The 14,630-nt window shown below is 70.5% G+C and carries 13 protein-coding genes and 1 pseudogene; 6 read left to right on the top strand and 8 right to left on the bottom strand.

Annotated features, from left to right (window positions below):
• Positions 1-2: 2 nt before the first annotated feature.
• Positions 3-1,499, bottom strand: coding sequence for an MFS transporter (locus tag AB0J78_RS20870; protein ID WP_363791422.1), 1,497 nt, complete (start codon positions 1,497-1,499; stop codon positions 3-5).
• A 154-nt stretch (positions 1,500-1,653) separates the two neighbouring features.
• Between AB0J78_RS20870 and AB0J78_RS20865 the strand changes: the two genes are divergently transcribed.
• The 3 genes from AB0J78_RS20865 to AB0J78_RS20855 all read left to right on the top strand — a co-directional run bounded on the left by AB0J78_RS20865 (position 1,654) and on the right by AB0J78_RS20855 (position 4,488).
• Complete coding sequence (locus AB0J78_RS20865; protein ID WP_363791420.1) at positions 1,654-2,397, top strand: GntR family transcriptional regulator; 744 nt, start codon at positions 1,654-1,656, stop codon at positions 2,395-2,397.
• Between the two features lie 97 nt (positions 2,398-2,494).
• On the top strand, positions 2,495-3,475 hold the full coding sequence (locus AB0J78_RS20860; RefSeq protein WP_363791418.1) for a nucleoside hydrolase: 981 nt from the start codon (positions 2,495-2,497) through the stop codon (positions 3,473-3,475).
• A gap of 62 nt (positions 3,476-3,537) precedes the next feature.
• Positions 3,538-4,488: a ribokinase gene (locus AB0J78_RS20855; RefSeq protein ID WP_363791416.1), complete on the top strand. Its 951-nt coding sequence runs from the start codon at positions 3,538-3,540 to the stop codon at positions 4,486-4,488.
• On the opposite strand, the gene AB0J78_RS20850 is transcribed toward AB0J78_RS20855, so the two are convergent.
• Both AB0J78_RS20850 and AB0J78_RS20845 read right to left on the bottom strand, forming a co-directional pair.
• Positions 4,459-5,250 carry a DUF1684 domain-containing protein gene (locus tag AB0J78_RS20850; protein ID WP_363791414.1) on the bottom strand — a complete coding sequence of 264 codons (792 nt, stop codon included), beginning with the start codon at positions 5,248-5,250 and terminating at the stop codon, positions 4,459-4,461. The two genes, AB0J78_RS20855 and AB0J78_RS20850, sit on opposite strands and share 30 nt — an antisense overlap.
• A 281-nt stretch (positions 5,251-5,531) precedes the next feature.
• Complete coding sequence (locus tag AB0J78_RS20845) at positions 5,532-6,722, bottom strand: Cmx/CmrA family chloramphenicol efflux MFS transporter (RefSeq protein WP_363791412.1); 1,191 nt, start codon at positions 6,720-6,722, stop codon at positions 5,532-5,534.
• 203 nt (positions 6,723-6,925) lie between these two features.
• On the opposite strand from AB0J78_RS20845, the gene AB0J78_RS20840 reads away from it, so the two are divergent.
• From AB0J78_RS20840 to AB0J78_RS20830, 3 genes and pseudogenes are all read left to right on the top strand, one after another.
• Positions 6,926-7,513, top strand: a complete 588-nt coding sequence (locus tag AB0J78_RS20840) for a TetR/AcrR family transcriptional regulator (RefSeq protein ID WP_363791410.1) — start codon at positions 6,926-6,928, stop codon at positions 7,511-7,513.
• A gap of 411 nt (positions 7,514-7,924) precedes the next feature.
• Positions 7,925-8,919: pseudogene (locus tag AB0J78_RS20835) on the top strand (TerC/Alx family metal homeostasis membrane protein).
• A gap of 2 nt (positions 8,920-8,921) precedes the next feature.
• Positions 8,922-9,047, top strand: a complete 126-nt coding sequence (locus tag AB0J78_RS20830) for a hypothetical protein (RefSeq protein WP_363791408.1) — start codon at positions 8,922-8,924, stop codon at positions 9,045-9,047.
• A gap of 222 nt (positions 9,048-9,269) precedes the next feature.
• On the opposite strand, the gene AB0J78_RS20825 is transcribed toward AB0J78_RS20830, so the two are convergent.
• The 5 genes from AB0J78_RS20825 to AB0J78_RS20805 all read right to left on the bottom strand — a co-directional run bounded on the left by AB0J78_RS20825 (position 9,270) and on the right by AB0J78_RS20805 (position 14,279).
• On the bottom strand, positions 9,270-9,941 hold the full coding sequence (locus AB0J78_RS20825; RefSeq protein ID WP_363791406.1) for a helix-turn-helix domain-containing protein: 672 nt from the start codon (positions 9,939-9,941) through the stop codon (positions 9,270-9,272).
• A gap of 50 nt (positions 9,942-9,991) precedes the next feature.
• The gene (locus AB0J78_RS20820; RefSeq protein ID WP_363791404.1) at positions 9,992-10,624 is read right to left on the bottom strand and encodes a gamma carbonic anhydrase family protein; all 633 of its coding nucleotides are present in this window, start codon (positions 10,622-10,624) and stop codon (positions 9,992-9,994) included.
• A gap of 30 nt (positions 10,625-10,654) precedes the next feature.
• Positions 10,655-12,058 carry a 2-hydroxycarboxylate transporter family protein gene (locus AB0J78_RS20815; RefSeq protein WP_363791402.1) on the bottom strand — a complete coding sequence of 468 codons (1,404 nt, stop codon included), beginning with the start codon at positions 12,056-12,058 and terminating at the stop codon, positions 10,655-10,657.
• A 122-nt stretch (positions 12,059-12,180) separates the two neighbouring features.
• Positions 12,181-13,044 (bottom strand): hydroxymethylglutaryl-CoA lyase, encoded by an 864-nt coding sequence (locus AB0J78_RS20810; RefSeq protein WP_363791400.1) that lies wholly within the window; start codon positions 13,042-13,044, stop codon positions 12,181-12,183.
• Positions 13,044-14,279 (bottom strand): CaiB/BaiF CoA-transferase family protein, encoded by a 1,236-nt coding sequence (locus AB0J78_RS20805; RefSeq protein ID WP_363791398.1) that lies wholly within the window; start codon positions 14,277-14,279, stop codon positions 13,044-13,046. The genes AB0J78_RS20810 and AB0J78_RS20805 overlap by 1 nt, the downstream gene beginning before the upstream one ends.
• Positions 14,280-14,630 lie beyond the last annotated feature (351 nt).

Below are 14,630 nucleotides of genomic sequence, written 5' to 3'. Positions count from 1 at the left end.
TCCTACTTCTTCTCTGATTTCGGGGTCTTGATCAGCATCGCGGTGACCAGCGCGAGGGCGACGAAGCCGCCCGCGGTCCACAGCGCGGCGTGGAAGGCGTCGAAGGTGGGCGCGCCGTCACCGCTGGTCGAGGTGACGGCGCTGGCGGCGACGGCGATGCCCAGCGAGGCACCGACGCCGAAGCAGGCGCCGTTCAGCCCGGGCAGCGATCCGGGCTTGCCCTCCGGCGCGAGCGCGACGGCGAGACCGTTGAGCGCGGTCAGCATGTATCCCGTGTAGGTGATGCCGAGCGTCGCGAGCGCGGCGAAGGTGACCACCGGTGATTGCGGCACGAGCACCAGCGGCACCAGCGCGGCCGCGGTGCCGACGGCCCCGATGAGCACCGAGCGCCGCCATCCGATGCGGGGGCCGAAGTGCCCGACCAGCGGGGCCGCGATGACGCCGAGCGCCGAAGCGGGGGTGAGGTACAGCAGGGCCGACATCGTCGCCGAAAGCCCGTAGCCCTCGCCCGCGGTCTGGGTCAGCAGCGGGATGGAGAAGTTCAGCATCCCGAACACCCCGGCCAGGGTGAAGATGGTGGTCAGCAGCAGGGGCCAGCCACTTCGCGAGGCCAGCACCGAGGTGTCGATGATCGCGTTCCGGTTGCCGCGTTCCACGACCGTGAACAGCGCGAGGGCCAGCACGCCCCCGATGAGCAGCGCCAGCGTGGGCACCGACGACCAGCCCCAGCTGCTGCCTTCGTTCAGCGCGAGCAGGATGCCGGTGAGCCCGAGGCCGAGCAGGGCCGCGCCGGTCCAGTCCATCCGTCCCGTTGCGGTTCCGCTGGCGGGAACCCAGAAGTGCACCGCGACCAGGGCGATCACCGTGATCAGGCCGGTGATGAGGAAGATCCCGCGGAACCCGACGGAGTCGGCGACAGAACCGCCGATGACGGTGTCGACCCCGGCGATGCCGCCGTTGACGGCGGTGATGATGCCCAGGGACCGGCCGAACTTCCGCGGCGGGAGGGACTCGTGCAGCGTCAGGTAGGCCAGCGTGAACGTCGCCGCGGAGACGCCCTGCAGGCTCCGGCCGATGATGAACAGCTCGATGTTCGGCGCGAGAACGCAGATCAGCTCTCCGACGAGTGCGACCAGCAGCGTCACCAGGAGCATCCGGCGGCGGCCGACGTAGTCGCTGAGCCGCGCCAGCGTCACCTGGCCGACCGCCGAGAACAGGAAGAACAGCGTCTGGGAGAGGCCACCGGCACCGCTGGTGGTGCCCAAGCTGTCGATCACGTTCGGCAGCGCGGGCGCGAGCATGGTCGCGTTGATCTGGTACCCGGCGACCGCGAGGACCAGCGCGGTGAGCAGGGCTGTGGTGCGCATCGGTGATGCGCTGGTGGTGGGCGATGAGGCGCCAACCGTGGTCATGGGAACCTCCGCGTTGAGGTGATTCGAGGGTGGGCAGCGGACGTCCTGGTGCTGCGGCCCCGGAATGTCGATCGACTTGTCTGACATGTTCCGGGTGTTGGCGGAAAGGTTTAGCCGCTCTGCCTCCCCCCGTCAAGAGTCGGTTCTGCGGATTTCTGATCGACAAGGCCCGAATTCGGGGTTTGACGAGCGGGCCGCACTCTTCTAACTTGTCTGACATCAACCCAACAGGGGGTGCGACGTGGCGGCCAGACGACCGCAACGGCGACCGGTCGTGGAGCTCTACGAGCGGATCGTCGAGGCAATCCGGCAGGAGACCTACCCGCCGGGCTCGACGCTGCCGTCCGAGCCCGACCTCGCGGCTGATCTCGGCGTGAGCCGACCGGCTCTGCGCGAGGCGCTCCTGCTGCTGCAGGAGGACGGTGTGATCACCGTGCGGCGCGGGGTGGGGCGGACCGTCAACGACCGCCCGGCCAGGCGCGGTTTCGAGCGGCTGCAACCGATCGAGAGCTTGTTCGGCGCCGACGCGGCCAAGATCCGACCGCTGGCGCGGGTGCTGGAGGAGCCGACCGATCTGGTCATGCAGCACCTGCCGGTCCCGGCCAGCTGCGAGATCTGGTTCTGGGAGAGCGTCGTCGACATCGACGGCGTGCCCAGCGGTCTGGTGGAGGAGTGGAGCGCGCACGACGAGGGGCTGGCCGCCGTCGACCCGGGGCTTCCCGCGGCGTTGGCGGAAGCCGAGGCGCAGCCGAGCACGATGCTGCAGGTGGTCTCGGCGCTCGACCCCTACCTGCCGTTGAGCGGGTCGAGCGCGGTCAGCGCGACGGTGCTCGGGCGGCGACGGGGCGAGGTCCTGGGGCGCTCCCCGGACACCCCGGTCGTGTTGATCACCCAGGTCGTCTCCGTCGAACGCACGCCGCTGCTCGCGGCGAAGTACGTGTTGCCCAGCGGTGCGCCGAGCATTCCGGTGCGCCAATCCCGATGAGGAAGCCCCGGTTCCGCCGCGGAACCGGTCGCGGTTCCGGCCGCGATCGCGCGCGGAACGCGACGCAGAACCCCGAAAGCAGAAAGGCACGCAACCGATGGCGCCCAAGAGAACCCTGATCGTCGACTGCGACACCGGCATCGACGACGCCCTCGCGCTGCTCTACCTGCTCGGGGATCCGGGAGTGGAGATCAGCGCGGTCACCACGGTTTTCGGCAACACCGACACCGAAACGGCGGCGCTCAACACGCTGCGGGTGCTTGAACTGGCGGGCCGATCGGACATCCCGGTCGCCATGGGCGCGCGCAGCAACTGGTGCGGCGAAGTGCATCTCGCGCCGTACGTGCACGGCTCCGACGGTCTGGGCAACACGAACCTGCCCGCCCCGACTACGGCGCCCAGCGACGAACCCGCCGCGGAGCTGATCGTGCGGCTCGCCCGGCAGAACCCCGGAGCCACGCACCTGCTCGCCATCGGTCCGCTGACGAACCTGGCCACCGCTCTGCTGCTCGAACCGGAACTGCCCGACCTGGTCGAGCACGTGACGATCATGGGCGGCGCGGTGCGGCACCCGGGCAACGCCACCCCGGCCTCGGAGGCCAACATCCACAACGACCCCGAAGCGGCCCGGATCGTGTTGCGGGCGGGTTGGCCGGTGACCATGGTCCCGCTGGACGCCACCATGGGCGAGGTCCTCACCGAGAAGCACCAGCAGCGGCTCGCCGAATGCGGTTCGCCGGTGGCCGCTTTCACCTCGTCCATCCTGGACCAGTACTTCGACTTCTACGAGCGCGACATCTTCGGCGAGCGGCGAGCGGCCTGCCACGACCCGCTGGCGGCGGCGATCGCGGCCGGTGACGTCGTGCCGGTGCTCGCGCCGGTCGTGCCCACCGACGTGGACACCGGTGACGGTCCCGGGCGCGGCGCGACCGTCGCCGACGTCCGCGGCCAGTACCGGAACTTCCCGACGCAGGAGGGCGCGAACGTGCGCGTGGTCCTCGAGACCGACCGCACGTTCCCGGAACTGCTGGTCGACCGGCTCTGCGGTGCGCCCGAACCCACGCAGCGGGTCGCGTGACCCCAGCACGTCCGGAGCTGCGGGCGCGAGGCGCGCGCAGGGGAGAAGTGGAAGGAAGAACGATGTCGCGCGAACTGGACGTCGTCGTGGTCGGGTCGTTGAACGTCGACCTCACCGCGGGAGTGCGGCGTCACCCGCAGCCAGGGGAAACGGTGCGGGCGACCGCGTTGACCACCAGCGCCGGCGGCAAGGGGGCGAACCAGGCCGTCGCCGCCGCGCGGTTGGGCGCCCGGACGGCCCTGGTGGGTCGGGTCGGCGCCGACGCGCACGGGGAGGACCTGCTGGCCGCCCTGCGAGCCGACGGCGTCGACACGGCCCACACCCTCCGCGACGAGTCAGCGGCCACCGGCACCGCGCTGATCACCGTGGCCGCCACCGGCGAGAACAGCATCGTCGTGGCCGCGGCGGCCAACGCCCGGTTGTCCCCGGACGACATCGCCGCCGCCCGGTCGTCGATCGCTTCCGCACGCGTCGTCTCGGTGGTTCTGGAGGTCCCGGTGGACACCGTGTGCGCGGCGGCGCGCGCGGCGCGCGAAACGGGGGCGCGCTTGTCGCTGAACCTGTCGCCGGTGGTCGACCTGCCGCGGGACGTGCTCGCCGCCGCCGACCCGCTGATCGTCAACGAGCACGAAGCGCGAGAAGTCCTGCGGAGCAACGGATCGCAGATCCCCGACGACGAAACCGCCTACGCGGAGGCGCTCCGGCAGGTCGGTGCGCGCTCGGCCGTGGTCACCTTGGGCGCGCGCGGCGCGGCGGTCGCCGAACCCGGTCACGCCGAGCACGTCCCGGGAGTACCGGCCAGCGCGGTCGACACCACCGGAGCCGGCGACGCCTTCGCCGCAACCGTGGCCTGGCGCATCGGCCGAGGCGACTCGCTGTCCGCTGCGGCCCGGTGGGCCACCCTCGTCGGCGCTCGCAGCGTGCAGCACCCGGGCGCGCAGCCGTCCTACCCCAAGCTCGAGCAGGTGGTCGGCTCCCCGGGCTCAGGGCTCGGAACGCTCGTGGGGGAGTAGTTCGCCGGCCGTGACCTCGAACGGCAGGTGGTTGCCCTCCGGCGGAAGTGGGCAGGTGGCGAAGTCGGTGAAGGCGCAGGGGAGGTTGACCGCGCGGTTGAAGTCGAGCGTGACGGTTCCGTCGGCGGCCGGTTCGGCGGTGAGCACGGAGCGGTTCGCCGGGTAGGTGGTCACTCCGCTCGTGGCGTCGGTGAACAGGATGTTGAGGCCGCTGCCGGTCTTCCCGTTGAACGCGGTCAGCGCGTGCTCGGTGCCGTCGCGCTCGAAGCGCACGAGACCGGGAGCCTGGTACACGTGGTTCAGGCCGGGCGTGACGGCGCCGACCGTCGTCGGCCGGGGCTCGGCGAACGGTTCGAAAGTGCCCGTGATGACCCAGTTCGGGTCCGGCTGGTAGGTCGGCACACCTCGGAAATCGCGGAGCGCAGGCGCTTTCGGTGAGTGCACCCGGATCAGGTAGCCGGAGCGGCGTGCCACCTCGACCTCCACGTCACCGGCTGAGACCCGGGTGCCCGCTCCGCTGTTGACCAGCTCGAAGCGCTGCACCCCGGTGATCGGCTCGCCCTGGTAGGACAGTTCGGCGCCCTGCGGGTCGACGTAGGCGGCCTCGGCGTCCTGCCACCACACGCCCGGCGCCGCCGGGTACGTGGCGGGAACGTCGGTCAGCCAGTCCAGGGAGACCAGGGCCAGCCAGCCGTACGGGTCGGCGAGTTCGCGCTCGCGGTTGGCGTGCCAGTCCTGCCACTGCTCGATGAACGTACTCACGGCTCCTCCATCAAGTCGCATCCGGACGCCGGGTCGACACCGTCGCCGCCGGAGAGAAGGTGACTCCCGATGGTCGATGCCCTCGACGATACGGCGCAAGCCGCAGGCCGGCGGCGCCGTCCACAGCGTGGAACCGCGACGATCCAGCGCAGGCGCGATCTTGCTCCCGACCGCAGGTCCACAGGAGTCGCGTCCGCTGTTCATCCGTCCTCGACCTGCTGGAACGCCGCTCGAGCGGGAGCCCCTCCGACCGGGACGCCGATCGGAGGGGCTCCAGGACGTCACTCGACGAGCGCCGGCTCCCGCGTTCCCGCTGCCTCCCTGCCCGTCGCCGCGCGCCGGGCGCGGACTTCGACGACGAGCAGCACCAGGACCGCGGAGGCCAGTGCGGCACCGATCCAAGGGATGGCGGGGTAGCCGTATCCGGCGGTGAGCGCGAGGCCACCGAGCCAGGGACCGACGGTGATGCCGACGTTGAACGCGGCGGTGCTCCCGGCCGCGGCCAGGGTCGGCGCGCCCGGGGCGATCCCGAAGACCCGGGAGTTCAGCGCCGGGTTCACGCCGAAGCCCGTGAACCCGAGCACGACGGCCAGGACCACGACCGGCACCACCTGTTCGGCGAGCACGGCGATGAGGACCGAGACCAGCAGGAGCCCGGTGAATCCGGCCGCGAGGACGCCGATCGGGCGAGTGTCGGCGGCGCGTCCGCCGAGGGCCATCCCCGCGAGTGCGCCGATTCCGTAACCGAGGAGCACCAGGGGAACCCAGCGGGCGTCCATGCCGGTGTTCTCGACGAGCATCGCGGCGAGGTAGGTGAACGTCACCAGCAGTGCGGCGGTGGACACCGACGTCATGGCGTAGGACAACCACAACCTCGGCACCCCGAGGCCGCGCAGCTCGTCGCGGACCCGAGGTGCGTTCTGCGGCGTGATGTCGGGGACCTTCGCCAGCACCCCGATCATCGCCACCGCGGACAACGCGGTGACGACCCAGAACGTGCCGCGCCAACCGAGGTTCTGGCCGATCCAGGTGCCCGCGGGCAGCCCGATCACGGTCGCGACGGTGAGACCGCCGGCCACGATGCTCATCGCTCGCCCTCGGCGCGCCACCGGCACCAGTGCCATGGCAGTGCTCGCCGCCACCGCCCAGAACCCGGCGTAGACGAAGGCGCCGACGAACCTCGACACCAGGAGCGTGTGATAGCCGGGCGCGAGGGCGCCGGCGATGTGCGCGAGCACGAAAAGCCCCAGGAAGAGCAGCAGCGCGATGCGCCTGCGCCACCGCAAGGTCACGACCGCGAGCACCGGTGCCCCGATCAGCATTCCGAGCGCGAAGCCCGAGACCAGGAGCCCCGCCTGCGAGATCGTGACGTCGAGATCTGAGGCGATCTCGGGCAACAGCCCTGCGATCATCAATTCGCTGGTCCCCTGGGCGAAGATCGCGAACCCGAGGACGACGATGGCGACCGGCATCAGAGCGCCACCTCGCCAGTCGCGCCGACCTGCGCTCCCGTCCGGGCACTTCGGCGATCGAACCGCCGGGTGGTCGCCCGACCTGCGCCGAACTCCGGCGCCGTCCCCACAGCCAGCCTTCTCACAGCATCCTCAATTCACTAGCGGTCGCTACAGAAATAGGACTCTAGCAGGTTCTATAGCGACCGCTCTAGAATGTGGGAATGGCGACGACACGCGGACGGCCGCGCTCCTTCGACCGGAGCGCGGCCCTGGACAAGGCGGTCCAGATGTTCTGGCGGCGGGGCTACGAAGGCACCTCGGTGCGCGACCTCGCCGAGGAGCTGCACATCGGTATGCCGAGCCTCTACAGCGCGTTCGGCGGCAAGCAGCAGCTGTTCGCCGAGGCGCTCGACGCCTACGACAAGAAGTACGGCGGGTTCCTCGACCGCGCCCTCGCCGAAGAGCCCACCGCAGAGCGAGCTGTCACACGCGTCCTCCGCGAGGCCCCCGAGCGCTACACCCGGCGCGGCCTGCCGTCCGGTTGCCTCGTCGTCAGCGGGGACAGCGGCACCGACGATCCCACCGTGACGCGAGAACTCCGGCGGATGCGCGCCGAGAAAGCCGACGCCTTCGCGGCCAAGATCCGCACCGACGTCGCCGCGGGCATCCTCCCCGCGGACACCGATGCCGCGGCGCTCGGCCGCTACGTCATGGCGGTGCTCAGCGGGATCGCCCAGGCCGCCCGCGACGGCGCCAGTCGGGAGAGCCTGCGCGGCACTGCCGAGGTGGCCACCCGGGCGTGGCCGTGACGTGGAACCTCGGCGCCCGCCGACACGCGTGCGGGTAGAGCGATCCCGCGCTCGAACACGTTCCGAGCCGTGATCGAACGCCGAAGCGGCTCAGGAGCGGGCCGCAGGCACCTCGTCGGCATTAGAAGCCCTTGCACGACGCGGCGAACCACGCTGTTGCGGACGGAGTGCACGTCAGATCTTCGTGTGCGGGCACGTTTCGCAGCCTGACGTCGAGCCTTCCCGTGGACAGCTCGCCGGTCTTCGGGCAGATCCTTTTTACAACTCGCTGGCCTGGGTCAATACTGCCGAGGGGGGAGTACTTCCGCGGGTACTGCTGGTCAGCACGGACATCCTCGGTGTCCCCGGCAGGCCGCTCGGACAGTAGGGCGAAGGAGACCCCGAACCGCTACGCGCTGTTCGGGAGTGGTCATGCCCAGTTCTGTGATCGCGGCAGCTGATCCGTCGGTGGGTTCCGCTTGGATGTGGGCGATCAGCATCGCCGTCCTGCTGGGTCTGCTGGCCCTCGATTTCGCCATCACCCGCAAACCCCACGAGGTCCGAATCGGGGAGGCTCTCGGCTGGTCGGCGTTCTACGTCGTCTTACCGCTGCTGTTCGCTCTGATGCTGTGGGCCTGGTACGGCGGGACTCCGGCTCTGGAGTTCTTCACCGGGTACGTGGTCGAGAAATCCCTGTCGGTCGACAACTTGTTCGTGTTCATGATGCTGTTGGCCGGATTCGCCGTGCCGCCCGCGCTGCAGCAGCGCGTGCTGTTGTACGGCATCGTCGGGGCGCTGGTGCTGCGTGGCATCTTCATCGCCTTGGGCGCCGCCCTGCTGCAGGCGGGCACCTGGGCTTTCCTGGTGTTCGGCGTGATCTTGTTCGTCACCGCGGCCAAGATCCTGCGCGAGGCCCTGGCCGGCACCGCGTTCGACCGCGACGTGTCCCAGCTGAGATCGGTGCGCTTCCTGCGTCGGCTGATGCCTGTCACCGACGACTACCACGGCCGCGGATCACGGTCCGCGAGGCCGGGCGGCGGGCGTTGACGCCGTTCGCCGTCGTGGTCGTGGCGGTGTTCGCCACCGACGTGGTGTTCGCCGTCGACTCGGTACCCGCCGTCTACGGGATCACCGAGGACCCGTACCTGGTGTTCGCCACCAACGCCTTCGCCCTGCTCGGGCTGCGCGCCCTGTACTTCGTCCTGCACACCGCGCTGGCCAAGCTCACCCACCTCAACCACGGCCTGGCGATCATCCTCGGGCTCATCGGTCTCAAGCTGGTGCTGCACTGGGCCCACGGGATCTGGCCCGCAGTCCCGGAGATCCCCACGCCGATCTCGCTGGTGGTCATCGTGCTCGTCCTCGCGACGGTCACCCTGACCAGCCTCTACGCCCGCCGCTCCACACACGTCGAACCCAGGAGCTGATCATGCTCACCATCTCTGCGATCGAGGCGATCGCCACCGTGATGGTGCTGACCGCGCTCGTGATCACCTGCGCGGTCCTGTCAACCGCCCGCCCGCCCCGCGGACCGCACCACCACGGCCGGCGCTGACAGGGGAGGCGCATCGGGAACCGCGCGAAGTGCTGCCCGAGCACATCGCCGCAGCGGTGTTCGCCCTCACCGGTGGTGAGCTGACCCGCACCACCGGGCTGCACGTGCCCGTCGACTCCGGCGTCGTCGGCGCGTTCCTGCGCTGAACGAACCGCACCGGCTGCGGGGCCGGCGAACCCGGCCCCGCAGCGCCGGTCGCATCGTCATCGGCGCCCCGGTCGATCAAGTGCGGTCGAGGGCCTCCGACAGCCGCGCGGCGGCACCGATCACCGCATCGCCGTAGAGGGCGCCGGGGCCCGTGTCGCCGACCCGGAGCACGGGCGCGGAAACGCAGACCGCCGCGACCGTCTCACCCGACTGGCGGCGGACCGGGGCGCTGACCGAGCACAGGCCCGGTGTCCGCCGGGAGATGCTCTCAACCCATCCCGGAGCCGTCGTCGGTTCGGCGAGGACGATGGCGGCCGAGCCGCCCGCCGTCAGCGGGAGCAGCGTTCCGACCGGGACCGAGGCGCGAAGTTCGGCGGCGGAATCCACGCTCGCCAGGCACAGCCGGTGTTCGCATCGCCGAACCCAGATCTGCGCGGTTTCCCCGGTCTCCTGCTGCAGGTCCGTCAGCACAGGGCTGGCGATCTGCTCGAGGAACGGGAGCGAGAACCGTGCTCCCAGGCGCAATCGCCCGTCCTCGTCGCGGCTGAGCAGTCCGTGGGTCACCATCGACGTGACCAGGCGGTGCGCGGTCGGAACGGACAGCCCCAGGTACCGCGCGAGCTCCGAGGCCGTCATCCGCTCCAGCTTGACGGCGTCGAGCACGGCGACGGCCCGGTCCAGCACGCCCACCCCGGTGGACGGGATGACAGGCCCGGTTTCCGCCTCTGCGAGAGGATCGATCGTCACGTCTACAGGGTAGGGCGGGACCCGGAGGTGGGCGGGCGTGGAGTCGTCACTCATCGGTCCGCGCCGGGCCCGGCGACGCGCCGTCCAGAGCGGGAATCGTGACGGACGGGCGCGGCGCCCCATCGGTGAGGTCCGTCAGCGGATATGTGGTGGCGAGCGGGCACCTCGGTGATCTCCCGGTGCTGCCGGGTGAGGTCTCGGTAGACCGCGGCGTTGTGGCGCAGGTGTTCCAGTTCCGCGTCGCGCAGCTCCCGGCGCACCTTGGCCGGCACGCCTGCGACCAGGGACCGTGGTGGAACCTCCATGCCTTCGGGAACGAGGGCGTTCGCCGCGACCAGGGACTCGGCGCCGATGACGGCTCCGTTGAGCACGGTGGCGTTCATGCCGATGAGGCACCCGTCCTCGACGGTGCAGCCGTGCAGGACGGCTCCGTGACCGACCGACACCCCGTCGCCGATCCGGGCCGGGAACCCGGGATCGGCGTGCACCGTGGCGCTGTCCTGCACGTTGCTGCCGACGCCGACTGAGACCGACTCGGTGTCGGCGCGCAGGACCGCGCCGTAGAACACCCCGGTGCCGGCTCCGACGACCACCTCGCCGACGACCGTGCCGGTGTCGGCGACCCATGCGGTCGGGTCGACCTCGGGAGTCCGGCTTCCGATCGCCAGGACGTTCCGACGCATCGTGGTTCTCCTTCTTCTCGCGTTGCGGGGTCAGAGGGCCGCGGCGAGCAGTGGTGCGATGAGCGAGGTCACGAACAGCACCACCGCTCCGCCGAGCCGGTTGGTCAGGGCGGCGAAGGGCATCAGGTGCATCCGGTCAGCGGCGCTGAGGACCGAGACGTCCCCGCTGCCGCCAGTGTCGGCCATGACCAGGCCCGGGGTGATCGCGGCCTCGACGAAGTAGAACTTCACCAGCCAGCCCAGCAGCCCCGAGGTCAGCGTCGCGACGATCACGGTGGCCGCGGTGAGCACCAGGAACATCGGGTCGCTGACCGCGGCCAGGACGTCGCCGATGTCGATGTAGGTCAAGCTGACGGCGACCAGCAGGGCCGGCACGAACAGCGTCGTGGCCATCTCTCCCCAGCAGGTGCTCGACTCCTCGAGCTGCTTGGGGAGCAGACCGGTGATCTTGACGGTCGCGGCGACGATGATCGTCCAAGCGTAGGGGTGCAGGAAGGGCAGCAGCCCACCGAGAAGTTGGCCGAACACGAACAGCACGGCCGCGATCAGCAGCCCCTGGCCGAGAGCCACGAAGGTCGCCCCGTCGCGAGCGGGCCTGGTGTCGATCTGGATGTCGCGACGCTGGATCCGCATCAGCTGGCCGTGGCCGTTGAAACCGACGAACAGTTGGCGCTCACGTTTGCCCAGACCGTTGTAGATGCCGGCGATGAGGATGCACAGGACGTTGGCCACGACCACGGCCGACATGAGCTGCCCCATGAACGCGTCGGCGTTGCCTGCGGTCGCCCCGGCGTACATCTGCGACATCGGAACCGCGCCAATGCCCAGGCCTCCGGCCATGATCGGCGCGGCGATGAACAGGATTCCCCGCACGAAGCCGAATCCCAGCGCCGCGCCGAGCGCGCCGACCAGGAAGAAGGTCAGAGCGAGGCAGCCCAGCAGCGGGACCGCGAACCGCGGACCGGCCTTGAGCAGCAGCGCGCGCGGCATCCCGAGGATGCTGCCGGCGATGATCGTGATCACCAGGAAGTCCAGGAACCCGCTGTCCTCGACGAAGCCGGCGACCACATCGGCGGCGACCTGCGGGAAGAACCCGGTGAACAGCAGGATCGCAGGCACGAAGGTGCACAGGATCGTCGGTAGGCCGAAGTCGTGCAGCACCGGTACGCGCTGACCGAGCCACATCAGCAGTCCGCCGCACATCATCGTGATGGCGAACCCGGACAGCAGGGAGCTGGGCAGGTTGTCGGTGAGGGCGGCGATCAGCACGATCGCGGCGGCGCACAGGAACAGGAGCGGCGGAAGCCCGGCCAGCCGCGGGCCGCGCAGCAGTCGAGGGGTGGACTCGTCGGCGGCAGCGCTGTCCGAGTGCGAGGGGCTCTCGGACGCGTCGCCTGGCCGGGTGGTCGAAGCGCTGTCGGGAATCGAGGACATCGTTGTCTCCCGGAAGGAACACCGGCCGTGGCGGCCGATGTGAGCAGCAGAGGTTACCCGCGACATCGCGGGATCGTGCGACGTGCGACGGCCCGGTACGGGCCGACCAGGGACGTGCCGGGTCAGCCGATCGGGCTTCCCCGGCGCAGCGCCTCCTCGACGACGGCGGCGGCCTCCGCGAGGCGGGCGTCGTCGATGCCGGTGTCGATCCCTTGGGCGTGGAGGTGGTCGACCAGGGTTTCGGTGGCGATGTTGCCGTGGGCACCGGGAGCGAACGGGCAACCTCCGTAGCCTCCGGTGGCGGCGTCGAAGCGGGTGACGCCCAGATCGAGGGCGATGTCGACGGTGCGGAGCGCCTGCCCGAGGGCGTCGTGCAGGTGCAGCCCGATCTCCGCGTCCGGGACGACCTCGCGAACGGTTCCCACCGCGCGGCCGACGTGCTGCGGGTCGGCGGTGCCGATGGTGTCGGCGAATCCGAGGCGGGTCACGCCGATCCGCGCGTAGGCCTCGGCGATCGCGGCCAGCCGGGACGGCTCGATCTCGCCGTCGAACGGGCAGACGAACGCCGTGGCGACACCACCGGTGAACCGGACGTGGGGGTGGTCGTCGACCACGCCGCGCAGATCGTCGAGCGCGTCCTGCACACCTCGGCCGGCGTTGGCCCGGCTGTGGCCCTCACCGGCGGAAACGACCAGGCACACGTCGGTCACTCCGGCGGCGACCGCGCGCTGCACGCCCTTGCGGTTGAGGGCGAGCGCGCTCCACCGGACACCTGCGGGCAGCGGAAGGGACGCGACGAGCTCCTCGGCACCGGCCATCTGCGGCACCCGGGCCGGGTTGACGAACGACGCGGCCTCGATGCTGGTGAGTCCGGCCGCGACCAGCGCCTCGGCGATCTTCAGCCGATCGGCCACCGACACGACGACCGGTTCGTCCTGCAGACCGTCGCGCATGACGACGTCGGTGATGTGGACCTGGACGGCCATCAGATGACCCCCCGCTCGCGCAGGGCCGCGAGTCGTTCGGCTCGCAAGCCGAGCACCCCGCTGAGTACCTCGTCGGTGTGCTCGCCGAGTTCCGGCCCGGCCCAGCGGAGCTCGCCCGGTGCACCGGGAACCCGCGGCACCACGCCGGGAAAGCGGATCTCCTCCGGCTCGTCGTCCACGACCACCTTCAACGGCCGCACCATGCCTCGAGCCAGGACGTGCGGATCCTCGGCGATCGCGGTCGCGTCGTGCACCGGGCCGACCGGTACCCCGGCCGCACCGAGGATCTCGACGACCTCGGGTGCGCTGTGCCGACCGGTCCACTCGCTGATCGAACCGTCCAACTCGACCTCGCGCGCGTACCGGGCGTCACCGTCGGCCAGCGTCGGGTCCTCGGCCAGATCCGTTCTCCCGATCGCGGTCATCAGCCGGGTGAACGCGCCGCTGGAGTTGCCGGCGATCACCACGGACTGCCCATCGGCGGTCGGGTAGACGCCGCTGGGCACGACCCCGGGAAGGTTCCCGGCGGTGCGCTGGCGCACGGTGCCGTAGGCGTCCAGATCGGGAACCAAGGACTCCATGGCCATGAAAACCGATTCGTAGAGGGCGACGTCGGCGACGCGAGGCCCGTCGTGCGGGCGCCCGTTGGCCCGTGCCAGCAGCAGCATCAGGGCACCCACAGCGCCGTAGAGCCCGGCGAGCGCGTCACCGATCGGAGCGGCGGGGCGGACCGGCGCCCGGTCAGCGTGTCCGGTGACGTGCCGCAGCCCCGCGAAGGCTTCGGCCACTCCGCCGAAACCGGCGCGGTCCCGGTACGGGCCCGTCTGCCCGTAGCCGGAGATCCGCACCAGCACCACGTCGGGGTTCGCCTCGCTCAGCTCCACCGGTCCGAGGCCCCATCGTTCGAGCGTGCCGGGGCGGAAGTTCTCGATCACCACGTCCGTCTTCCGGACGAGGTCGAGGACCAGCTCGCGCCCCTCGTCCGTGCGCAGGTCGAGGGTCAACGACTTCTTGTTCCGCGCCACGGTCCGGAACATCATCGAGGTCTTGCCCCGGCTCCGCCGCCATCCACGGAGCTCGTCACCGACGCCGGGGCGCTCGATCTTCACGACCTCGGCGCCGAAGTCAGCGAAGATCCTGCTCGCGAACGGTGCGGCGATGAAGTTGCCGAGCTCGAGCACGCGGAATCCGGAAAGCGGTGGATCAACCTGCGCCGCGATCTCCGTGGGGGTCATCAGCCCTCCCAAGAGTTTCTCGTTATTTGAGCAACAAATACTCAATGTGCGAGAACCATAGCGGCGCGGTCGCGATCGGAGCAATAGCCGAGCTCGGAGTCGACGCCGCGGGCGCGCCTTCAGCGGCATCTGGCTTCGCCGGAGCCGTCGGGACGAGACGATCGGGTGTGGTCTGCGTCGCTGTGCTGCCGGGGGAGGTCCGGGTTTCAGGCGAGTGGTGATCAGACCGCGCGTGATCGCCGAAATGGCGGGACTTTCGGCACATGTCGGCGTTGCGTCCAGGCGGTTCACTACTGACAGCACCTCGGCCAATCGCGGTTGGGGCATCACCGGCGACTCAGGGGTCAGGGG

The sequence above is a fragment of the Saccharopolyspora sp. NPDC049426 genome (genome assembly GCF_040676935.1).
Taxonomy (GTDB): Bacteria; Actinomycetota; Actinomycetes; order Mycobacteriales; family Pseudonocardiaceae; genus Saccharopolyspora.
The sequence above is the reverse complement of the archived record's forward strand: the minus strand, read 5'-3'. Positions and strand labels throughout refer to the sequence as shown.